The sequence below is a fragment of the Pseudomonas sp. NPDC089734 genome (assembly GCF_044748865.1).
Taxonomy (GTDB): Bacteria; Pseudomonadota; Gammaproteobacteria; order Pseudomonadales; family Pseudomonadaceae; genus Aquipseudomonas.
The window spans coordinates 256,073-277,058 of record NZ_JBIVGV010000001.1 but is presented as its reverse complement, the minus strand read 5'-3'; the positions used below and the strand labels follow the sequence as shown (position 1 = coordinate 277,058).

Below are 20,986 nucleotides of genomic sequence, written 5' to 3'. Positions count from 1 at the left end.
CGTTCATAGCAACACCCCGTTTAATCAGTTCACAAACTTCAGTTAAGTAGACTAAAGGATTGACTGCCAGAAAAAACCCACATAGGTACGTAGGCTTTTTCTCATGAAGTGCATGAAACTTCTGTAATACGATTCCTACAACAACATCTATAACCTGCCAGAACAAGGCAGGCATCTCGCAGTCCCCCTATAAACGGGTATCGCCAGAGGCAGACCTTTCTTGATCCACGGCCTCCCCTCTTGGCGCTTGCTGACAATTCTGACAGCTAAAAGTCATTCTACTGACCGGATTTGCAGGCTATAAGGAGCACCTGACATCCTTGATTTTCAATTGACCCTCCCGGCGCCTCTTCAACATGCGTAAACAGACCCGAATCGTCATCGCCGTTGCCACCCTTGCAGCGCTTGTCGCGATTGCCGCCTGGAACCTGACCCGCCCAGCCTCCACCAAAATCAGTGCGCCAAGCGCCGTGCCGGTCAAGGTGATCACGGTCAGCGCCGAGGACGTCCCCCGCTTCGTCACCGGCATAGGGTCAGTGCTGTCACTGCAAAGCGTGATCATTCGCCCGCAGGTGGACGGCATACTGACTCGCCTGCTGGTCAGGGAAGGACAATCGGTCAAGGCCGGGGACTTGCTGGCCACGCTGGATGACCGCTCGATTCGTGCCGCACTCGAACAGGCCAGGGCACAACTGGCCCAGAGCCAGGCACAACTGGATGTGGCCCAGGTGGACCTCAAGCGCTACCGCCAGCTCACCGAAGACAATGGCATCTCAAGGCAGACGTTCGATCAGCAACAGGCTCTGGTCCGACAGCTCAATGCCACCGTGCTGGGCAATCAGGCGACGATCAATGCTGCACAGGTCCAACTTTCCTACACCCAGATTCGCTCTCCGGTGACAGGCCGGGTCGGGATTCGCAATGTGGATGAAGGCAACTTCCTGCGAGTCAGCGACACGGCCGGAATGTTCTCCGTCACCCAGATCAACCCGGTGGCCGTGGAGTTCTCCCTGCCTCAACAGATGCTACCCACCTTGCAGAACCTGACCGCCAGCAAGACCCCGGCAGCGGTCAAGGCGTATCTGGGCGAAGGTGCCAATGGCACACTGCTGGGCGAAGGCAAGCTGGCCTTGATCGACAACCAGGTGTCGGCCACTACCGGCACCATCCGCGCCAAGGCACAGTTCGACAATACCGACGAAAAACTCTGGCCCGGCCAGTTGGTCACGGTCAAGATCCAGACCGGCATCGAACACAATTCGCTCAAGGTCCCGCCGCAGGTCGTACAGCGGGGCATCGATCAGCATTATGTCTATCGGGTCACGGGCGAGCAGACGGTTGAAGTGGTGCCTGTCACAGTGCTTTATCAGGACAGCGACCTGACCCTGATCAGCGGCCCGAATGCCGGTGACGTGCTGGTCAGCGACGGCCAGTCCCGACTCAAGCCGGGCACGCACATCGAAGTGGTGCGTGAACCGCCAATGCCACCCCTGCTCAAGGTGGGGAGCGCGCAATGAAAGGTCAGGGCTCGATCTCGGCCTGGTGCATCGATCACCCGGTCGCCACGCTATTGCTGACCTTTGCCCTGGTGCTGCTGGGGGCCATCGCCTTTCCACGCCTGCCTATCGCCCCGCTGCCGGAAGCCGAGTTTCCGACGATTCAGGTCAGCGCCCAACTGCCCGGTGCCAGTCCGGAAACCATGGCATCGTCGGTGGCCACGCCCCTTGAAGTGCAATTCAGTGCAATACCGGGCATGACTCAGATGACGTCCAGCAGCGCCCTGGGCTCGACCAACCTGACCCTGCAATTCTCGCTCAACAAAAGCATCGATACCGCTGCACAGGAAGTCCAGGCCGCCATCAACACGGCCGCGGGCCGACTGCCTGCCGACCTGCCGAACCTGCCGACCTGGCGCAAGGTCAACCCGGCCGACAGCCCGGTATTGATTCTGAGTGCCAGCTCGAACCTGATGCCTGGCACCGAACTGAGCGACATCACCGAAACCCTTCTGGCCCGGCAACTGAGCCAGATAGAAGGCGTGGGGCAGGTGTCCATCGGGGGCCAGCAACGCCCGGCGATCCGTATCCAGGCTGCGCCGGAAAAACTCGCGGCGCTGGGCCTGACACTGGCGGACATTCGTCAGGCCGTGCAACAGACCAGCCTGAACCTGGCCAAAGGTGCCCTGTATGGCAAGGACAGCGTGTCGACACTGTCCTCCAACGATCAGCTGTTTCATCCTCAGGATTACGCGCAGTTGATCGTTGCCTACAAGAACGGCGCACCCGTGCATTTGAAGGATGTGGCACGGGTCATCAACGGTTCGGAAAACGCCTACGTCAAGACCTGGTCCGGCGACCAGCAAGGCGTCAACATCGCGATCTTCCGCCAGCCCGGCGCCAATATCGTCGACACCGTGGATCGCATTCAGCGTGAACTGCCACGCTTGCAACAAATGCTCCCGGCCTCGATGGAAGTCTCGGTGCTCAACGACCGGACCAAGACCATTCGCGCCTCGCTGCACGAAGTGGAACTGACCCTGCTGATCGCCATCCTGCTGGTGGTCGCGGTCATGGCGCTGTTCCTGCGTCAGCTGTCGGCCACGCTGATCGTCAGCAGCGTACTGGGCGTGTCGCTGATTGCCAGCTTCGCGATGATGTACGTCTTCGGTTTCAGCCTGAACAACCTGACCCTGGTGGCCATTGTGGTGGCCGTCGGCTTTGTGGTGGACGATGCCATCGTCGTGGTGGAAAACATTCACCGACACCTTGAAGCCGGCCAGAGCATGCGTGAAGCCGCCATCAAGGGCTCGGGAGAGATCGGCTTCACGGTGGTGTCGATCAGTTTTTCTCTGGTGGCCGCCTTCATTCCGCTATTGTTCATGGGCGGCGTGGTCGGACGTCTGTTCAAGGAGTTCGCCCTGACCGCCACGGCGACCATCCTGATTTCCGTCGTGGTTTCCCTGACCCTGGCACCGACCCTGGCTGCCCTTTTCATGCGCGCGCCCAAGCACGCGCATCATCAGAAGCCCGGTTTTGGCGAGCGCCTGCTGGCTCTCTATGAACGAGGCTTGCGCAAGGCACTGGCCCATCAGCGCATGATGCTCGGGGTGTTCGGTCTGACGCTGGCACTGGCGGTGATTGGCTATGTCGTCATTCCCAAAGGTTTCTTTCCGCTTCAGGACACCGGCTTTGCCGTGGGCACCACCGAAGCGGCAGCCGATATTTCCTATCAGGACATGGTGAAGAAACACCTGGAGCTGGCGAAGATCGTGGGGGCCGATCCCGCAGTGCTGGCGTTTTCCCACTCCGTGGGCGTGACCGGCAGCAACCAGACCATTGCCAACGGGCGCTTCTGGATTTCCCTCAAACCACGGGCACAGCGCGACGTATCGGTCAGCGAGTTCATCGACCGCCTGCGCCCCAAACTGGCCAGGATTCCCGGCATTGTCCTTTACCTGCGCGCCGGGCAGGACATCAACCTCAGCGCCGGCCCCAGCCGCAGCCAGTATCAATACGTGCTCAAGAGCAACGACGGGGATCTGCTCAATACCTGGACGCAACGCCTGACCGAAAAACTGCGGGAAAACCCGGCCTTCCGCGACCTGTCCAACGACTTGCAACTGGGTGGCAGCGTGACCCACATCGAGATCGACCGCAGTGCCGCCGCCCGTTTCGGACTGACCACGGCCGATGTGGATCAGGCGCTCTACGATGCCTTCGGGCAGCGCCAGATCAGTGAGTTCCAGACCGAAATCAACCAGTACAAGGTGGTGCTGGAACTGGATGCCCAGCAACGCGGCAAGGCTGAAAGCCTGAACTATTTCTACCTGCGCTCGCCGCTGACCAACGAAATGGTGCCGCTCTCGGCCCTGGCCAAAGTCAGTGCGCCCACCATGGGGCCGCTGTCCATCAGCCATGACGGCATGTTCCCGGCCGCCAACCTGTCCTTCAACCTGGCCTCGGGCGTGGCGCTGGGCGATGCGGTACAAATGCTGAATCAGGCCAAGAACGAAATCGCCATGCCGACCTCGATCATCGGTAACTTCCAGGGCGCAGCCCAGGCGTTCCAGAGTTCGCTGGCCAACCAGCCCTGGCTGATTCTCGCGGCGCTGGTCGCGGTGTACATCATCCTCGGCGTGCTCTACGAGAGTTTTGTCCACCCGCTGACCATCATTTCCACCCTGCCCTCGGCAGGCATCGGCGCGTTGTTGCTGCTGTGGATGATGGGCCAGGACTTCTCGATCATGGCGCTGATCGGGGTCGTGCTGCTGATCGGCATCGTCAAGAAGAACGGCATCCTGTTGGTGGACTTCGCCCTGGAAGCCCAGCGCGATCAGGGCCTCACCCCGCAGGAAGCGATCTACGAAGCCTGCCTGACGCGCTTTCGTCCGATTATCATGACCACCCTCGCCGCCTTGCTGGGGGCCTTGCCGCTGATGATGGGCTTCGGGGTCGGGGCCGAGCTGCGCCAGCCACTGGGGATTGCCGTGGTCGGCGGCTTGCTGGTCAGCCAGATGCTGACGCTGTTCACCACGCCGGTCATCTATCTACAGCTGGAGCGGCTGTTTCATCGACACCAGCCCGCGCCTGCGCCGACGCTGGCCATCCACAAGTGAGAGTCGTCCCATGCGCGTGCTGATAATCGAAGACGAAGAGAAGACAGCGGATTACCTGCATCGCGGCCTGACCGAGCAAGGCTACACCGTGGACCTGGCCAGGGACGGGATCGAAGGGCTGCACATGGCCCTGGAAAACGAACACGATGTCATCGTGCTGGATGTCATGCTGCCAGGCCTCGATGGTTTTGGCGTGCTGCGCGCCTTGCGAGCGAAAAAACAGACCCCGGTCATCATGCTGACCGCCCGCGAACAGGTGGATGACCGGATTCGCGGCTTGCGCGAAGGGGCAGACGACTATCTGGGCAAACCCTTTTCCTTTCTGGAACTGGTCGCACGCCTGCAAGCCCTGACCCGCCGCAGTGGCGGTCATGAACCGGTGCAGATCACCATCGCCGACCTGTGGATCGATCTGATCAGCCGCAAGGCCACCCGCGCAGGCGCTCGTCTGGAACTGACGGCCAAGGAGTTTTCGCTGCTCAGCGTACTGGCCCGGCGTCAGGGGGAAATCCTCTCCAAGACGGCCATTGCCGAAATGGTCTGGGACATCAACTTCGACAGCGACGCCAATGTGGTCGAAGTGGCGATCAAACGCCTGCGGGCCAAGCTGGACGGCCCCCACGAGCAGAAACTGCTGCACACCATCCGCGGCATGGGCTATGTGCTGGAGAGCCGCAGTGCGCACTGACTCCATCGCTCTGCGTCTGGCAGGCATGTTTGCGCTGGTCGCCTTTGGTGTATTCCTGCTGATTGGCTGGGCCTTGTACCTGCAAGTCGACAAGAGTCTGGACCTGCTGCCCAGAGCGGAAGTGGACGCCCGTTACAGTGTGCTGGAATCGGCCGTGAACCGTTTCGGCAATCCCGAACACTGGCTCCGGATCAAGAACAAACTCACCTTGCTGAGCGAAGAAGACCGGCGCATCCGCTTTTGGGTCGTCAGCAACGACCCGTTTTATGAATACGGGCAGCCGGACACCGAAATCCGCACCTTTGCCCATGGCCCGCTGGGCATGCGCAACCTGAAACTGGCCGATCATCCCTTTGCCTTCAAGGTGCTGGTCAGCGAATTTCCGGCCAAGGATCAGCGCCCTGCCCTGCGCTTCATGACCGCCATCGACACGGAAACCTTCTGGCACACACAGCATTCGCTGCTGATCGCCCTCGTCAGTCTGGCAGCCGTTGGCATTGTACTGGCTTCCGTGCTGGGCTATTGGGTGGCGCACATTGGCCTGCGGCCCCTGGCCAGCCTTTCAGGAGAAGCCCGCAAGCTCTCCCCGCCGCATTTGTCGGGGCGCCTGCAAATGTCTCCCCTGCCTCCGGAACTGGAGCAGTTCGTCACGTCCTTCAACTCGACACTGGAACGGGTCGAACAGGCCTATTCGCGGCTGGAATCGTTCAACGCCGACGTCGCCCATGAATTGCGTTCGCCCTTGACCAACCTCATCGGCCAGACTCAGGTGGCCCTGACCCGGGGTCGCTCGGCCGAACATTATTTCGAGGTGCTGCAATCGAACCTGGAGGAGCTGGAGCGCCTGCGTTCGATCATCAACGACATGCTGTTTCTGGCCAGCGCCGATCAGGGCAGCAAAGCGACGGAACTGACCTGCGCCTCTCTGGCAGAAGAGGTCGCCACCACCCTGGATTATCTGGATTTCATTCTTGAAGACGCGCAGGTCACGGTCGAGGTGCAGGGTGACGCCAGCGTTCCGATCGAAAAAGCTCACCTGCGGCGTGCGCTGATCAACCTGCTGCACAATGCCGTGCAACACACCGAGCCAGGGCAGGTCATCCATGTGGATATCGAACCGGCCGACAAACATGTCCGGATCGGCGTCGCCAACCCAGGGCCTGACATTGCCAAAGAACATCTGCCCAAACTGTTCGAGCGGTTCTACCGGGTCGATGCCTCACGCAGCAACAGCAGTGGCAATCATGGATTGGGGCTGGCCATCGTCAAGGCCATTGCGCTCATGCATGGCGGTTCGGTTTTCGTGAACAGCGAAAACGGCGTGAATACCTTCGGTATCGATCTTCCGACCGGTACCTGACATAAAGAAAACGCCAGGCTGGCTGGCGTTTTCTTCAATGGCACGGCTGACGCGGATCAAGCCCGACGACGGACCTGATCGCGCAACAGCTTGACCTGATCGTGGTTGCGCTGGGTGCCCACCAACTGTTTGCGAATCAACTCAACCACATTGGGTGGCAGAGCTTTCTTCTCGGCTTTTTCCAGGGCTTCCTTGTAAGCCTTCAAGGCATGGTCTTCGCCGCGCTCCACTTCGTTCAGAATCGCTTCATCGCTCTTGCCGGTGAGTGCCGACTTCAGGTCGACCCAGACACGGTGCAGGGAACCCGCAGCGCTGGAGCTGGTTTCAGGATCGCCACCCAGAGAGCGCACTTCAGCCTGCAATTCGCGTACAGCGTTGCTGCACTCGGTGGCATGAATCTGAAAGAACCTCTTGAGGTCAGGGTTCTTCAAGTCTTCGGCGCTGGTCTCAAAGCCCTTTTGACCGTCTTTACTGGTTTCAATCAGATCGTTGAGCAGATCGATGGATTCTTTCTTGATGTCAGTCATTTTCAATATCCTTACTGGGCAGGTTGGAACAAAGTGATGCTGATGACTGATAAGGTTGCAGCGCCCATGCCAGTTTTTAATCTTTGCTTTTATTCAATAATTTCAATGGGTTGATGGACATACAAAGAACGATGCCTCGCTCTTTCTGCATGAACTGTCGTTTTGCCTGCATGCAGAATGCATGTATGTTTCCCTGAGTATTGCGCTAACGGAGGGTCTCTCCATGAACCCGGAAAAACTCAAACTGCTGGTCACCCGCGAAATGCCTTTCGGCAAGTACAAGGGGCGGCTGATTGCCGACCTGCCCGGTCATTATCTGAACTGGTTTGCCCGGGAAGGCTTTCCCCAGGGCGAGCTGGGTGGCCTGTTGGCCTTGATGCAGGAAATCGATCATAACGGCCTCAGCGGACTGCTCGACCCGCTACGCACGCGTCCGCGTCAACCGCACCGGTAATACCGTCTTGCCCGCGACACCCGATGAAAAGGCAAAAAAAAACGGCGTTCCGGACCAGGGAACGCCGCAAAACCATACAAACCAACAACAACTTCCTTACGAGCCTCAGGTCAGGTGCCTGAGGCCGAATGTTCAGTCGAACAACGCCAGAGCCTGCGCGGTGGCTTCCTGAATGCGACCCCAGTCGCCATTCTTGACCCAGGCGTTGTCGATCATCCAGGTACCGCCCACGCACATCACGTTGGGTTGTGCCATGTAGCTCTTGAGGTTATCGGCATTGACGCCGCCCGTCGGGCAGAAACGCACTTCGTTGAACGGGCCGCCCAGGGCCTTGATAGCCGCTACGCCACCGCTGATTTCGGCGGGGAACAACTTGAAACGGCGATAGCCCATGGCATAGCCGATCATGATTTCCGAGGCGCTGCTGATGCCCGGCAGCATCGGCAGCGGGCTGTCTACCGCGGCTTGCAACAAGTCTTGCGTGCTGCCCGGCGTCACGATGAATTGCGAACCGGCGGCTTCGGCGTCGGCCAGCATCTTGCGATCGAGCACGGTGCCCGCGCCCACGCACAGTTCGGGGCGCTGTTCGCGGAGGATACGGATGGCACTCAGGCCAAAGGCCGAGCGCAGGGTGATTTCCAGTGCAGTCAGACCACCAGCGGCCAGTGCATCGGCCAGTGGCAGGACATCCTCGTCACGGGCAATGGTAATGACCGGCAGGATCCGCGCCCTGGCGCAGAGTTCGTCGATCTGGGCAATCTTGTTCGCCATGCTGTTGAGCGGCTGATTATTTTCGTTCTTTGTCATGGCGACGGTTCCTTTGCTTATGGGCACCAGTAAATCTCAAGGGTTGAGTTGAGGAAGGCACGGACCGGCAACAGAGCGATGTCATCGCCTGCCAGTGCCGTGCGCAACGTGTCGAGCTTGGCCTGGCCGGACACGGAAAGAATCGGGTGACGCGCCGAAGCCAGCAGGCGGCGGGTCAGGGTCAGGCGCTGGTGAGGCACACTGGGGGCCAGCATCGGCAGACAACGACGCTCACCGTCCAGCTTCAAGGCCTCATCCAGGTTCGGGCTGCCGGGGAACAACGACGCGGTATGACCGTCATCGCCCATCCCCAGAATCAACACATCGATGGGCGGCAAGTCCGCAAGAATCGCGTCGGCCGCGTCGGCAGCCTCCTCCAGACTGGCGGCGGGGGTGTACAGGCCGATGAACTTCGCCGCTGCCACCGGGCCTTGCAGCAAATGACGCTGCAACAGGCCCGCATTACTGTCGGCATGCTCGGTCGGCACCCAGCGCTCGTCGGCCAGGCTGATGACCACCCTGGACCAGTCCAGCGGTTGTTCAGCCAGGCTCTGGAAGAACGCCACGGGGCTGCGCCCGCCGGACACCACCAGGGTCGCCCGGCCATTGGCCTCGATGGCCGCCCTCAGGCGCTCGGCCACATTGGTGGCCAGCGAACTGGCCAACTGCTGTGGATTATCGAACTCGCGAGCCACCAGCCCTGCTGGCAGCTCAAGATCACATATCGCCATACCACGACCTCCCGTCACGAGTAATCAGCGCAATGGAGCTCATCGGCCCCCAGGACCCGGCGGCATAAGGCTTGGGCGCGTCGCCTGCCTTCTTCCAGCCGGCGATCAACTGATCGCACCATTGCCACGCGTACTCGATCTCATCCTTGCGCACGAACAGGTTCTGATTGCCACGCATGACTTCCAGCAACAACCGCTCATAGGCATCCGGGACCCGGGCGCTGCGGTAGGTGTCGGAGAAATTCAGCTGCAACGGACCGCTGCGCAACTGCATGCCTTTATCCAGCCCCTGATCCTTGGTCATCACCTGCAGGGAAATGCCCTCGTCGGGTTGCAGGCGGATAATCAGGCGGTTGCTGATCTGAAGGCGTTGCTCTGGCGCAAAGATGTAGTGCGGCGGTTCCTTGAAGTGGATCACGATCTGCGACAGCTTCTGCGGCATGCGCTTGCCGGTACGCAGGTAGAACGGCGTGCCCGACCAGCGCCAGTTGCGGATATCGGCACGCAGGGCCACGAAGGTTTCGGTGTCGCTCTGGGTATTGGAGTTTTCTTCCTCCAGATAGCCGGGCACCGGTTTGCCTTCGCTGTAACCTGCGGTGTATTGCCCGCGAACCACCTGGGTCGCCAGACGTTCCGGCGTGAACGGTGCCAGCGCCTTGAGCACCTTGACCTTCTCGTCGCGGATACTGTCGGCCGACAGGTCGCTGGGCGGGTCCATGGCGATCAGGCAGAGCAGTTGCAGCAGGTGGTTCTGAATCATGTCACGCAGTTGGCCAGCCTGATCGAAGTAACCCCAACGGCCTTCGATACCGACCTTCTCGGCCACGGTGATTTCCACGTGGGAGATGTGATTCTGGTTCCACTGCGTCTCGAACAGGCTGTTGGCAAAGCGCAGGGCGATGAGGTTCTGGACGGTGTCCTTGCCCAGATAGTGGTCGATCCGGTAGACGCGGTTTTCCGGGAAGAACTGCGCCACGGCGTCGTTGACCCGTCGCGAGGACGCCAGGTCGTGGCCGATGGGCTTTTCCAGAACAGCACGGGTACGCTCGGCCAGGTTGACCGAGGCCAGGTTCTCGCAGATGGCACCGTAGACCGATGCCGGGGTGGCAAAGTAGGCAATCAGCGTTTCGGCATCGCCGACACGTTCGGCCAGCGCGACATAATCCTCGGCCTTGAGGAAGTCCACATGCAGGTAGCTCAGGCGCGCCTTGAAACGCTCAACGTTGGCCGCTTCCAGTTCGGCCTCGGGGATGAAGCGACGCATGGATTTATCGATATACGCCAGATGCGACTGCTCGGTACCGGGCTCGCGCGCCAGGGCAAGAATCCGGGTGTCTTCATGCAGCAATCCGGCGCGGTCGAGTTGGTAAAGAGCCGGGAACAGCTTGCGCACTGCCAGGTCGCCCAGGGCGCCAAACAAGGCAAAAGTGCACGGTTCAACCGTAATCAAGGGCATAATGTTGGTTCTTTTATCAAGTTGGGCTACAAATACCTTTTTTAAAGGCGTTACTCAAGGCCATATGTAGTAATAACCACAACATTCTGTCTAAAACCATATTCCAGTGGTGATCAACACAGGCCACCAGTACGATAGGCCACCTTTGCTACAGGCTAAAGAGCTAATACAAAACCGTTGGTTAATCAGCCGCGACAAGGACATTGAATGGACCGCGCAAGAAATCTCCTGGAGCAGATCCAGGGTCGACTCGAAGAGCTGAACAAGGCTGAACGCAAGGTCGCCGAGGTGATCCTGCTCAACCCGCAGATGGCCACGCGGCTCAGCATTGCTGCCCTCGCCCAGGCGGCGAAAGTCAGTGAGCCGACGGTCAACCGCTTTTGCCGTTCGTTCAACGTCAGCGGCTATCCCGAGCTGAAACTGCAACTGGCACAGAGCCTGGCCAGCGGTGCCGCCTATGTCAGCCGGGCCGTGGAAGCCGACGACAATCCCGAGGCCTATACCCAGAAGATCTTCGGCAGCGCCATTGCGTCGCTGGACAGCGCCTGCCAGCAACTGGACCCGAACCTGATCAGCAAGTCGGTGGACATGCTGATCCAGGCCCGTCAGATCCACTTCTTCGGCCTGGGCGCCTCGGCCCCGGTGGCGCTGGATGCCCAGCACAAGTTCTTCCGCTTCAACCTGGCGGTCACGGCCCATGCCGACGTGCTGATGCAGCGCATGATTGCCTCGGTGGCCCATACCGGCGAACTGTTCGTGATCATTTCCTACACCGGCCGCACCCGTGAGCTGGTGGAAGTGGCACGCATTGCGCGGGCCAACGGTGCGTCCGTGCTGGGCCTCACGGCAGCAGGCTCGCCACTGGCCAAGGCCAGCACGGTGAGCCTGAACATCCCGTTGCCCGAAGACACCGACATCTACATGCCGATGACCTCCCGGATCATCCAGCTCACCGTGCTGGACGTACTGGCCACCGGCATGACCCTGCGCCGTGGCGTGGACTTCCAGCCGCACCTGCGCAAGATCAAGGAAAGCCTGAACGACAGTCGTTATCCGGCGGAAGATCAGGGGTAAGGTTTTACCTTTTGTTCGCGAATGAATTCGCTCCTACCGGGTGGGAGCGAATTCATTCGCGAAAGGTATTTACACGACAACACTCGCCTGCAACCTGATCTGGGCCTTCTCTCCCGGTCGCAGGCTGCCTGGCTCACCCTCGCCCGAAGCGGCTTCGACCCGCACGAATCCTGTGGCTTCGCTGCCACACACACCCAGTAACGGCCTGCTGCCGGGGTGCCAGACCACTGTGCTGGGGCTGTCGCTGGTGTCGATGTGCAGACGCCGCTGCCAGGCGCGGTCCTGGAGCTGCAAAGCCCCGGTATGCTCGAACACGCGCTGGCAACCGCCCGCCACCCTCAATTCGCCTTCCTGCTGGCAGGCCTGGCGGCTCAGCTTGTCATAGCCCTGCGCACCGTCGAGTCCTTCCAGCGCCACGCCCGCCACATCGCTGATACGCCAGTAGGCATGCAGCCCTTGGCTGAAATGGCAGGGTTCGCTGTCCTCATGCCGGGTGCTCAAACGCAGCGCCATGCCCTGCCCCAGTTCGGCATGCAGGTCGACCTGCCAGTCCCACAGTTGCAACTGCCAATGCAGGGTTACCCCCGCTTCGCTTTCAGCGCTGTCGATCAGTTTCCAGTTGAGCAGGCGTGCCCAACCGTGAGCCGGCCAGCCGCTCTCGCTGGGATGACGGCCATACCAGGGCCAACAGACCGGAACACCACCCCGAATGGCACCGACCTGCGGCCATTGCGCAGCACACCAGAGCCAGGGCTTCTGACCCGTGGGTTGAAAGTGCAGCAACTGCCCGCCCTGACGACTGAAGACGGCCTGGCATCGGGGATGGTCGATGACCAGTACATCGCGCTGTTGATAGCGCTCCCACTCGAAGGTCGGCCTGGTACGCCGGGATTTGAAAAAACGTTGCAGCGGGTGCTCAAGTATCTCCGCGGTCTTGAGGGTCATGGCTTGTCACATCTCTGAAAAGAAAATATCCGTACCCATAAAAAAACGGGCAGCCAGGCTGCCCGCAAAGCACACACGACCTTGATCGTCTTATGAAAATCAGAACTTCGACTGAATTTTCAGACCCGCGACAATCGCATCATCGACTTGATCCACACCGCCGGGATGCTTGATGTATTGCAGGTTGGGACGCACGGTCAGCCAGTTGGTGACATGGAAGCCGTAGTAGATTTCAGAGTTGTACTCGGTGTCCTGCACCGGCAGGTAGCCCGGGTTGTCGTAGTCGTTGATGCCATTGAGCTGGTTGGTCAGGCGCACCCGGTCCTGCACATCGTCGTTGACGTGGATACGGGCGATACCGATACCGATGTCATCCTTCGGACGCGAATCGAACGGACCTTTGTAAGTCAGGCCGATCTGCTGGTAGTTGTCGACGAAGTTGGTGGCCTTGTCATGCACCGTGGCGTTGGCAAAGATACTCAGGCCACGGGAGGCATCGCCATTGTGCGACGTCAACTGCTGCTGGGCCACGACCCACCAGCCATGCTTGCTGCTGTGGGACTTGAACGCACCGCCGGAGATCGGCTGAGCCTGGCCATCGACGCCCTCATAGACATCGTCGGCGTTGGGTGTGCTCTTGTAGAAGCCGACACGGTATTCGCCAGGCAGCGAATTGACGGTCGGTGTCCAGACCAGTTCCACCGGCAGGATCATGCCTTTGGTGCCGCTGCCGCTGAGCTTGAAGCCGTTGCCGGTTTCCAGGTTGGACGGGTTCTGCTCGTACACACCGACCTGGGCATAGACCTCAGGCGTGATGTTGTACTTGATCCGCAAGGCCCACTGGCTGACAGGCCAGTTGTACCAGGTGTTGACGTAGTTACCCACCTGCGAGCCGCAGAACGACAGGTTCTGGAAATCGCACGGGAAGGAGTTGAAGTCTTCACCCGGTCCGAAGCGACCGGCCTTGACGTCCAGCACGCCATCGAAATATTTCTGTTTGACCCACAGCTGCGTCAGACGCCAGGTCTGGCCGCGACCCCAGACTTCCTGAGAGGAACTGAGCGTGCCCGCGCGGGGATCGCCGATCCGGTCATTGGAAATGTTGCGACCACTACGTTCGGTAATGGCCAGCTTGAATTCGGCATCCTGCCAGCCAAAGGCTTTCTGCAGGTCCACCTTCAGGCCGAAAGCGAACTGATCCGTGTAGCGTCCGGTGGTGTCGTCGTTGTAACCGCCATCGAGGTTACTGGCCATCTCGGCAACGTACTCCAGCGAGAAGTCGTAACCCTTGTCGAGCAACTCGGTGCGCAGACCGCCCCAGTCGCCCGTCATCCACGGTGAGTTGGCGTCGAACGCATCGGCAGCATGAACGCTGCCCGCCAGACTCATCGCACCTACAACCGACAGCTTGCGTACCAACTGGAACCGGGAAAGCGATTTAGCCTTGATCTTCTTCATCCCATCAATCCTCGTTTTATTGTTATTAGCTTTGGTGCACGTTTTTACTGCTTCGTGTTCGCCGACTGGCCGAGATCGGCCAGCCGACTGTGCTCGGTGGCGGGTCAATGCATCATTTGCGGCTCAACTGGGTGACATTGCCCATACGCTCAGCCGTTGGCGGCTTTCCCAGGGCACCCAGCCGCTCACCGCTCTGCGCGTCGAACAGCAGAACCCTGGAGGGATCGAATTGCAGGGTCAGGTTTTCACCCACTTGTGGGGCGACATCCGGTGCCAGCCGGCAGCAGACCTTGCTCTGATTGAGGGTGACGAAGACCAGTGTGTCGGGACCAGTCGGCTCGGTGACCTGCACCTCGGCACGAATGCTCGGCAGCCCGTTGGCATCGCCCGAAGCCAGGGTGATCTGCTCGGGCCGGACGCCCAGAATCACTTCGCGGTCTTCCAGACCTGCATCGTTCATGCTCAGCGGCAACTCGCAGCGGGCCTGCCCACTGTCGAGCAATGCCAGCAATCGGCCATCCTTGCGTTGCAGACGCAACGGAATGAAGTTCATGGGTGGCGAACCGATGAAGCTGGCGACGAACAGGTTGGCCGGATCGTTGTAGATCTGCCGGGGCGTGCCGAACTGCTGCACGATGCCATCTTTCATGACCGCCACCTTGTCGCCCAGGGTCATGGCCTCGATCTGGTCGTGGGTGACGTAGACGGTGGTGGTTTTCAGACGCTGGTGCATCAGCTTCATTTCAGTCCGCATCTCGACACGCAACTTGGCGTCGAGGTTGGACAGCGGCTCGTCGAACAGGTAGATCTTCGGCCGACGCGCCAGGGCACGCCCCATGGCGACCCGTTGCTGCTGGCCGCCCGACAACTGGCCCGGCTTGCGGTTGAGCAGGTGTTCGATCTGCAACAGCTTGGCCACACGCCCCACTTCTTCGTCGATGGCCGCCTGCGGCATCTTGCGGATTTTCAGGCCGAACTCGATGTTCTCCCGCACATTCATGGTCGGGTACAGCGCGTAGGACTGAAACACCATCGCAATGTCGCGATCCTTGGGGCTGGTACCGCTGACGTCTTCGCCATCGATCAGAATGGCCCCGCCGCTGATGTTCTCCAGACCCGCGATGCAGTTCATGAGGGTCGACTTGCCACAGCCGGACGGGCCGACCAGAATCAGGAATTCGCCATCATTGATCTTCAGTTCGATGTTCTTGAGCGTGTCCGGCAGGTTGGCGCCGTAGGTCTTGTTTACGTTGCGTAGTTCGAGAGTCGCCATGATTACCCCTTGACCGCGCCGGCCGTGAGCCCACGCAGGAAATACTTGCCAGCCAGTACGTAGACCAGCAGTGTCGGCAGCCCGGCGATCATCGCCGCCGCCATGTCAACGTTGTATTCCTTGACCCCCGTGCTGGTGTTGACCAGGTTGTTCAACGCCACGGTCACCGGCTGGGAGTCGCCGCTGGAGAACACCACACCGAACAGGAAGTCATTCCAGATCTGGGTGAACTGCCAGATCAGGCACACCATGATGATGGGCGTGGACATCGGCAGGATGATCCGCCCGAAGATCGTGAAGAACCCCGCACCGTCGAGGCGTGCGGCCCGAACCAGCGCATCCGGAATGCTCACGTAGTAGTTGCGGAAGAACAGCGTGGTGAAGGCCAGTCCATAGACCACGTGCACGAACACCAGGCCTGTGGTGGTACTGGCCAGCCCCATCTTGCCGAGGGTGAAGGACGCAGGCAGCAGCACGGTCTGGAACGGCAGGAAGCATCCGAACAGCAGCAGACCGAAGAACAGTTGCGAACCCCGGAAGCGCCACATCGACAGCACATAGCCATTGAGCGCACCGATGGCCGTGGAGATGACGACAGCCGGAATGGTGATCTTGATCGAGTTCCAGAAATAGCCGTCGACGATGTCCCAGGCCTTGATCCAGCCAATGACCGTGACCACACTCGGCCAGCTCAACAGGTTGCCGGTGCCGATGTCTTCCGGGGCCTTGAAACTGGTCAATAACATGACCACCAGCGGCACCAGATAAATCAGACAGGCCAGCAGCAGAACGGCATGGATCAGTATCCGGCTGAAACTGATGGAAGGTTTGCCAACGTGACTAGTCATGGCGTTTGGTCCTCAGCTCGGAATACAGGTACGGCACCAGAATCGCCAGGATCGCGCCCAGCATCAGGATCGCACTGGCCGACCCCATGCCCATCTGCCCACGACTGAACGTGAAGGAATACATGAACATCGCCGGCAGGTCGGACGAGTAACCGGGACCACCGGCCGTCATCGCCGCCACCAGGTCGAAACTCTTGATGGCGATGTGCGCCAGAATCATCACCGCACTGAAGAACACCGGCCGCAGGCTGGGCAATACCACGCGCCAGTAGATCAACGGCAAGCTGGCACCGTCCATCTGCGCCGCACGGATGATCGACTGATCGACGCCGCGCAGCCCTGCCAGAAACAACGCCATCACAAACCCGGAAGACTGCCAGACCGCCGCAATGACCAGGCAGTACACGACACGGTCGGGGTCCACCAGCCAGTCGAGACGAAAACCTTCCCAGCCCCAGTCGCGCAGCATCTTGTCCAGACCCAGGCCCGGGTTGAGCAGCCACTTCCAGGCTGTACCGGTGACGATCATCGACAACGCCATCGGATAAAGGTAAATGGTACGAATCGCGCCTTCGCGACGAATGCGCTGATCCAGCAGAACCGCCAGCACCACACCCACCACCAGGCTGATGGCGATGAACATGCCGCCGAACACCAGCAGGTTCTTGCTGGCGACCCACCAGCGGTCGTTGTCCATCAGGCGCATGTACTGCGCCAGCCCGACCCACTTATAGGAAGGCAGGAAAGTGGAGTTGGTGAAGGAAAGAATGAAAGTCCAGAGGATGTAACCGTAAAAACCGACCAGCACGATGAACATGCTGGGCGCCAGCACCAGTTTGGGCAGCCAGCGTTGCAGCGCATCCAGAGGCGAGGCTTTGCTGAACACAGCGACAGAGCTCATCGAAAGGTTCCAATCCAGAATGTCGAATCCAGGCCGCAGCCGTGCATGAAACCGGGGTACGGTCTCATCAGCACGAACTGCGGCTGGGTTTCAGGTCTCAGGGCCTATTGGGCCGATTTGACGGCCGCGCCCAGTTTTTTGGCTGCTGCTGCCGGGTCGGCAGCCGGATCGTTGATGTAGTTGGTCACGACATCGAAGAACGCACCCTGTACCGCCAGCGTAGTCGCCATGTTGTGCGCCATGCTTGGCTGCAGACCGCCGGTTTTCGAGTCCGCCAGGAAGTCCTTGGCCGAAGCCTGGGCGCAGGAATCGAAACCGTGCTTGGCCATATTGGCCAGCATGTCGTTACGAACAGGGATGGAGCCTTTGTTGATGCTGAAAACCTGCTGGAAGTTTTCACCCAAGGCGACTTTGGCCAGGTCCTGCTGAGCAGCAGTGGTACCCTTGTCTTTCTGCTTGAACACCGCCATCGAGTCGATGTTGTAGGTGAACGCCTTGTCAGTGCCCGGGAAGGCTACGCACTGGTAATCCTTGCCCGCGACCTTCTTGGCGGCAGTCCACTCGCTCTTGGCCCAGTCGCCCATGATCTGCATGCCGGCCTTGCCATTGATCACGTCCGCCGCTGCGATATTCCAGTCACGACCGGCGCGGTTGGCGTCCATGTAGGTGGCGACTTTCTTCAGCTCGGTGAGGGACTTGGCCATTTCCGGCCCGGTCAGGGTTTTCTGGTCCAGATCGACGAAGGCTTTCTTGTAACCTTCTGCGCCCATGACCGAGAGCACTACCGCCTCAAAGACCGTGCTGTCCTGCCAGGGCTGGCCGCCATGGGCCAGTGGAATGAAACCGGCGGCCTTGAGCTTGTCGCCCGCGGCGTAGAACTCTTCGAGGGTGGTGGGAGCCTTCTCGATACCGGCTTTCTTGAAGACTTCAGGGTTGATCCACAGCCAGTTGACGCGGTGAATGTTGACCGGGACAGCAACGTAGTCGCCGTCATACTTCACCGTGTCGGAAACTTTCTTGTCCAGGAGGGCATCCCAGCGCTCTTCCTTGGCGACATCTTTCAGGGCATCGGTATCGAGCAGCCCGGTAGAAGCCCATTCCTGAATGTCCGGCCCCTTGATCTGGGCAACGCCCGGTGGGTTACCGGCCACTGCACGGCTTTTCAGCACGGTCATGGCTGTGGAGCCACCACCCCCTGCAACGGCGCCGTCCTTCCAGGTAAAACCGTCTTTTTCAACCTGGGCTTTCAGAACATCGACAGCAGCCTTCTCACCCCCGGATGTCCACCAGTGCACGACTTCGACAGTGCCTTTTGATTCGGCAGCGGTAACGCTCAAAGGGAACAACGAGGCGAGAGAGATGACAACAGCGAGACGAGAGATTGAATTCATCGATTTGACCTTTCTTGTTGTTATGCATGGGCAAGTCTGTGCTTGCGCTCAAAGCAGTTTAACCAAGGGCGTTTCTGCCACGGTAACGAAGGGATGCGTGAATGTCACAAGACAGTGACATTGAGTGGTGGCCAGTCAGACCTCTGCACGAAAGGAAATCATGGGCTCTGACACAGAAGCGTCGACATGCCCCGCTTGCATGCCCGCCACACCTTTCACTCCACCGTCCGGGGCAGAAACAGTGTCACCCGCAACCCGCCCTCACGCAGATTCTGCAGACTTACTTCTCCGCCATGGCTATGGGCAATGTTTCGGGCAATACCCAGTCCGAGTCCATAACCCTGCTGCTGGCTGCCCGCCAGACGGAAATGCGGCTCGAACACGTGCTCCAGACGCTTTTCGGGCACCCCCGGTCCTTCGTCATCCACATGCAGGACAAACGCCTGTTCATTGTCCTCGACCTTCAGATGCGCCCGATGGCCGTACTTGATGGCATTGTCGATCAGGTTGCCGATACAGCGCCTGAGCGCCAGCGGCTTGCCGGGATAGGCCGCTTCGGCAATGCCCTGTTGCGTGACTCGCCCGTCGCCATCCGGACGCAGGTAGGGTTCGACCAGGCATTCAAGCAAATGATTGAGGTCCACCTGCTCGATGTTTTCGTGAATGTCGGTGTCTTTCACGCATTGCAATGCGCCCTTGACCAGCAGTTCCAGCTCATCGAGATCGCGGCTGAACTTGGTTTGCAGCACTTCGTCCTCCAGCAGTTCTACCCGCAGCCGCAGGCGAGTGATGGGGGTTCGCAAATCATGGGAAATGGCGCTGAACAACTGACCGCGTTCAGTCAGGTAACGGCTGATCCGGGTGCGCATGGCATTGAAAGCACGGCTGACTTCAACCACTTCGCTGCCGCCGCCCTCGACCACCGGCTCGACGTCGGCCCCCAGGGACATATCCCGCGCCGCACGTGCCAGACGCTTGAGTGGCCGACTCTGCCAATGCACCAGCAGGCCAATGAAAAACAGCAGGAAAACACTGGTCAGGACAATGAACCAGACCTGTTGCACGGGAAGCTCCTGCCCTTCCAGCGAGGTATACGGCTCAGGCAGAAGCGAGGCGATATAAAGCCACTCACCGGGTGCCAGTTCGATCTGGGTCACCAGCACCGGCGGGTTCAGCGGCTCCAGGGTCAACGCGTAATGCGCCCAGGAGCGTGGCAGTTCATCGAGTTTCAGGCCGCTGTTGAAAATCCGCAGGTCATCGGGGCGCACGAACCACACGGCAATGTCGGGATCCTTGCCCAGATGCTGACGCAGCACATCATCGACGACCTTCAGCACAGCCTGCTTGCGGGGCGTCGGCGGCAATATCTGCATATCCAGCGGGCGGTCATTGAGCGAGACGACGAAGCGCGTGCCCCCCATGCTGCGCAGTTGATCCAGCACCAGCGGACGATAGGCCAGTGGCAAAGAACGAAAGTAGCTGACGCTGGCTGCCATGGAGTACGCAAGGCTGCGAGCACTGGTCACCAGACCTTCCATCTGCGTGGCACGCAGCTGCGACAGCCAGATCACGCTGGACAATGCCTGAGCCATCAAGACCGCCAGCAATGTCAGCAACAACATTCGCCCCAGCAGGGAACGCGGCAGTCTGGGACGTCGAAACTTCAAGATGGCCGGTTCAATAGCCATTGCTGGCGTGCGCACTGACGTTCGTGGCCAGCAGATAACCACTGCCGCGCACGGTACGGATCAGACGCGGAGCCTTGCCGGTATCGCGCAGGCGCTGGCGCAGCCGACTGACAGCCATGTCGACGATCCGCTCCAGCGGCATCAACTCACGCCCGCGCGTGGCATTGCCGATGGTGTCTCGATCGAGGATCTGCTGGGGATTATCGAGAAACAGCTTGAGCAGTGCGAAATCCGCACCCGAGAGGATCACTTCCTCGCCATCGCTATGGAACAACCGGTGGCTGACCATGTCCAGGCGCCACTCATCGAACACCAGCACATCGTTGCCGGTACGCTCCTGCCCGAACTGGGCACGACGCAGCAAGGCCTTGATCCGGGCCTGCAATTCACGAGGGCTGAAAGGCTTGCCCAGATAGTCGTCGGCCCCCAGTTCCAGACCGATGACCCGATCGGCTTCGTCGGAACTGGCGGTGAGCATGATGATCGGCACATGGGGCTGACGCGGATGCTGGCGCACCCAGCGACAGAGGCTGAAGCCGTCTTCATCGGGCAGCATGACATCGAGGATCAGCAGATCGCTGGGGGCATCATTGAATGCCTGTCGAAAATCCGCCCCGTCACCCACGGTACGCACCTGAAAACCGGCACGGCTAAGGTAGGTGTCCAGCAATTCGCGGATTTCCTGATCGTCATCGACCAGCAGGATCGATTTACTGATAGAGCTCAATTGGATCGTCCTTGTCAGCGGTGATTCGTTGTTGTTATTGAGT

Annotated in this window: 18 protein-coding genes; 6 read left to right on the top strand and 12 right to left on the bottom strand. The window is 59.8% G+C overall.

The window, feature by feature from the left end; all coding sequences use genetic code 11:
* Positions 1–356 precede the first annotated feature (356 nt).
* Genes ACIPY9_RS01270 through ACIPY9_RS01255 form a run of 4 tightly spaced genes read left to right on the top strand, consistent with a single transcriptional unit; the run spans position 357 to position 6,663 of the window.
* A complete protein-coding gene (locus ACIPY9_RS01270; RefSeq protein WP_400696425.1) occupies positions 357–1,517 on the top strand; it encodes an efflux RND transporter periplasmic adaptor subunit in 1,161 nt (386 codons plus the stop codon).
* Positions 1,514–4,615: a multidrug efflux RND transporter permease subunit gene (locus tag ACIPY9_RS01265; protein WP_400696424.1), complete on the top strand. Its 3,102-nt coding sequence runs from the start codon at positions 1,514–1,516 to the stop codon at positions 4,613–4,615. Before ACIPY9_RS01270 ends, ACIPY9_RS01265 begins: the two co-directional genes overlap by 4 nt.
* 10 nt (positions 4,616–4,625) lie before the next feature.
* A complete protein-coding gene (locus ACIPY9_RS01260; RefSeq protein WP_400696423.1) occupies positions 4,626–5,303 on the top strand; it encodes a heavy metal response regulator transcription factor in 678 nt (225 codons plus the stop codon).
* Positions 5,293–6,663: a heavy metal sensor histidine kinase gene (locus ACIPY9_RS01255; RefSeq protein WP_400696421.1), complete on the top strand. Its 1,371-nt coding sequence runs from the start codon at positions 5,293–5,295 to the stop codon at positions 6,661–6,663. The genes ACIPY9_RS01260 and ACIPY9_RS01255 overlap by 11 nt, the downstream gene beginning before the upstream one ends.
* Positions 6,664–6,719: 56 nt before the next feature.
* Here the strand turns inward: ACIPY9_RS01255 and ACIPY9_RS01250 are convergent, their stop codons facing one another.
* The gene (locus ACIPY9_RS01250) at positions 6,720–7,190 is read right to left on the bottom strand and encodes a PA2169 family four-helix-bundle protein (RefSeq protein WP_400696420.1); all 471 of its coding nucleotides are present in this window, start codon (positions 7,188–7,190) and stop codon (positions 6,720–6,722) included.
* A 223-nt stretch (positions 7,191–7,413) separates the two neighbouring features.
* Here ACIPY9_RS01250 and ACIPY9_RS01245 point away from each other — a divergent pair, with 223 nt between their 5' ends.
* On the top strand, positions 7,414–7,644 hold the full coding sequence (locus tag ACIPY9_RS01245) for a DUF3820 family protein (protein WP_400696419.1): 231 nt from the start codon (positions 7,414–7,416) through the stop codon (positions 7,642–7,644).
* Between the two features lie 132 nt (positions 7,645–7,776).
* Here the strand turns inward: ACIPY9_RS01245 and ACIPY9_RS01240 are convergent, their stop codons facing one another.
* Genes ACIPY9_RS01240 through zwf form a run of 3 tightly spaced genes read right to left on the bottom strand, consistent with a single transcriptional unit; the run spans position 7,777 to position 10,638 of the window.
* Positions 7,777–8,451: a bifunctional 4-hydroxy-2-oxoglutarate aldolase/2-dehydro-3-deoxy-phosphogluconate aldolase gene (locus tag ACIPY9_RS01240; protein WP_400696418.1), complete on the bottom strand. Its 675-nt coding sequence runs from the start codon at positions 8,449–8,451 to the stop codon at positions 7,777–7,779.
* Between the two features lie 17 nt (positions 8,452–8,468).
* Positions 8,469–9,182 (bottom strand): 6-phosphogluconolactonase, encoded by a 714-nt coding sequence (gene pgl / locus ACIPY9_RS01235; protein ID WP_400696417.1) that lies wholly within the window; start codon positions 9,180–9,182, stop codon positions 8,469–8,471.
* The gene (gene zwf, locus ACIPY9_RS01230) at positions 9,169–10,638 is read right to left on the bottom strand and encodes a glucose-6-phosphate dehydrogenase (RefSeq protein WP_400696416.1); all 1,470 of its coding nucleotides are present in this window, start codon (positions 10,636–10,638) and stop codon (positions 9,169–9,171) included. The genes pgl and zwf overlap by 14 nt, the downstream gene beginning before the upstream one ends.
* Positions 10,639–10,845: 207 nt before the next feature.
* On the opposite strand from zwf, the gene ACIPY9_RS01225 reads away from it, so the two are divergent.
* Entirely contained in the window at positions 10,846–11,712 is an 867-nt protein-coding gene (locus ACIPY9_RS01225) for a MurR/RpiR family transcriptional regulator (protein WP_201005971.1), read from the top strand.
* A gap of 69 nt (positions 11,713–11,781) precedes the next feature.
* Here ACIPY9_RS01225 and ACIPY9_RS01220 read toward each other — a convergent pair whose 3' ends face one another.
* The 8 genes from ACIPY9_RS01220 to ACIPY9_RS01185 all read right to left on the bottom strand — a co-directional run bounded on the left by ACIPY9_RS01220 (position 11,782) and on the right by ACIPY9_RS01185 (position 20,943).
* Positions 11,782–12,657 (bottom strand): D-hexose-6-phosphate mutarotase, encoded by an 876-nt coding sequence (locus tag ACIPY9_RS01220; RefSeq protein ID WP_400696415.1) that lies wholly within the window; start codon positions 12,655–12,657, stop codon positions 11,782–11,784.
* Between the two features lie 99 nt (positions 12,658–12,756).
* The gene (locus ACIPY9_RS01215) at positions 12,757–14,046 is read right to left on the bottom strand and encodes a carbohydrate porin (RefSeq protein WP_400696833.1); all 1,290 of its coding nucleotides are present in this window, start codon (positions 14,044–14,046) and stop codon (positions 12,757–12,759) included.
* 181 nt (positions 14,047–14,227) lie between these two features.
* Positions 14,228–15,388 carry an ABC transporter ATP-binding protein gene (locus tag ACIPY9_RS01210; RefSeq protein WP_400696414.1) on the bottom strand — a complete coding sequence of 387 codons (1,161 nt, stop codon included), beginning with the start codon at positions 15,386–15,388 and terminating at the stop codon, positions 14,228–14,230.
* Between the two features lie 2 nt (positions 15,389–15,390).
* Positions 15,391–16,236 carry a carbohydrate ABC transporter permease gene (locus tag ACIPY9_RS01205; protein ID WP_400696413.1) on the bottom strand — a complete coding sequence of 282 codons (846 nt, stop codon included), beginning with the start codon at positions 16,234–16,236 and terminating at the stop codon, positions 15,391–15,393.
* Positions 16,229–17,137 (bottom strand): carbohydrate ABC transporter permease, encoded by a 909-nt coding sequence (locus tag ACIPY9_RS01200; RefSeq protein ID WP_400696412.1) that lies wholly within the window; start codon positions 17,135–17,137, stop codon positions 16,229–16,231. The genes ACIPY9_RS01205 and ACIPY9_RS01200 overlap by 8 nt, the downstream gene beginning before the upstream one ends.
* Positions 17,138–17,241: 104 nt before the next feature.
* Positions 17,242–18,528: an ABC transporter substrate-binding protein gene (locus ACIPY9_RS01195; protein WP_400696410.1), complete on the bottom strand. Its 1,287-nt coding sequence runs from the start codon at positions 18,526–18,528 to the stop codon at positions 17,242–17,244.
* A 215-nt stretch (positions 18,529–18,743) separates the two neighbouring features.
* On the bottom strand, positions 18,744–20,174 hold the full coding sequence (locus ACIPY9_RS01190) for an ATP-binding protein (protein WP_400696832.1): 1,431 nt from the start codon (positions 20,172–20,174) through the stop codon (positions 18,744–18,746).
* Between the two features lie 31 nt (positions 20,175–20,205).
* Positions 20,206–20,943, bottom strand: coding sequence for a response regulator (locus ACIPY9_RS01185; protein ID WP_400696409.1), 738 nt, complete (start codon positions 20,941–20,943; stop codon positions 20,206–20,208).
* Positions 20,944–20,986: the final 43 nt, after the last annotated feature.

Bases quoted from the DNA above. Each gene is read 5' to 3' on its own strand.
- ACIPY9_RS01270 (WP_400696425.1), top strand. From the start codon at position 357: ATGCGTAAACAGACCCGAATCGTCATCGCCGTTGCCACCCTTGCAGCG.
- ACIPY9_RS01265 (WP_400696424.1), top strand. From the start codon at position 1,514: ATGAAAGGTCAGGGCTCGATCTCGGCCTGGTGCATCGATCACCCGGTC.
- ACIPY9_RS01260 (WP_400696423.1), top strand. From the start codon at position 4,626: ATGCGCGTGCTGATAATCGAAGACGAAGAGAAGACAGCGGATTACCTG.
- ACIPY9_RS01250 (WP_400696420.1), bottom strand. From the start codon at position 7,190: ATGACTGACATCAAGAAAGAATCCATCGATCTGCTCAACGATCTGATT.
- ACIPY9_RS01245 (WP_400696419.1), top strand. From the start codon at position 7,414: ATGAACCCGGAAAAACTCAAACTGCTGGTCACCCGCGAAATGCCTTTC.
- ACIPY9_RS01240 (WP_400696418.1), bottom strand. From the start codon at position 8,451: ATGACAAAGAACGAAAATAATCAGCCGCTCAACAGCATGGCGAACAAG.
- pgl (WP_400696417.1), bottom strand. From the start codon at position 9,182: ATGGCGATATGTGATCTTGAGCTGCCAGCAGGGCTGGTGGCTCGCGAG.
- zwf (WP_400696416.1), bottom strand. From the start codon at position 10,638: ATGCCCTTGATTACGGTTGAACCGTGCACTTTTGCCTTGTTTGGCGCC.
- ACIPY9_RS01225 (WP_201005971.1), top strand. From the start codon at position 10,846: ATGGACCGCGCAAGAAATCTCCTGGAGCAGATCCAGGGTCGACTCGAA.
- ACIPY9_RS01220 (WP_400696415.1), bottom strand. From the start codon at position 12,657: ATGACCCTCAAGACCGCGGAGATACTTGAGCACCCGCTGCAACGTTTT.
- ACIPY9_RS01215 (WP_400696833.1), bottom strand. From the start codon at position 14,046: ATGAGTCTGGCGGGCAGCGTTCATGCTGCCGATGCGTTCGACGCCAAC.
- ACIPY9_RS01210 (WP_400696414.1), bottom strand. From the start codon at position 15,388: ATGGCGACTCTCGAACTACGCAACGTAAACAAGACCTACGGCGCCAAC.
- ACIPY9_RS01205 (WP_400696413.1), bottom strand. From the start codon at position 16,236: ATGACTAGTCACGTTGGCAAACCTTCCATCAGTTTCAGCCGGATACTG.
- ACIPY9_RS01200 (WP_400696412.1), bottom strand. From the start codon at position 17,137: ATGAGCTCTGTCGCTGTGTTCAGCAAAGCCTCGCCTCTGGATGCGCTG.
- ACIPY9_RS01195 (WP_400696410.1), bottom strand. From the start codon at position 18,528: ATGAATTCAATCTCTCGTCTCGCTGTTGTCATCTCTCTCGCCTCGTTG.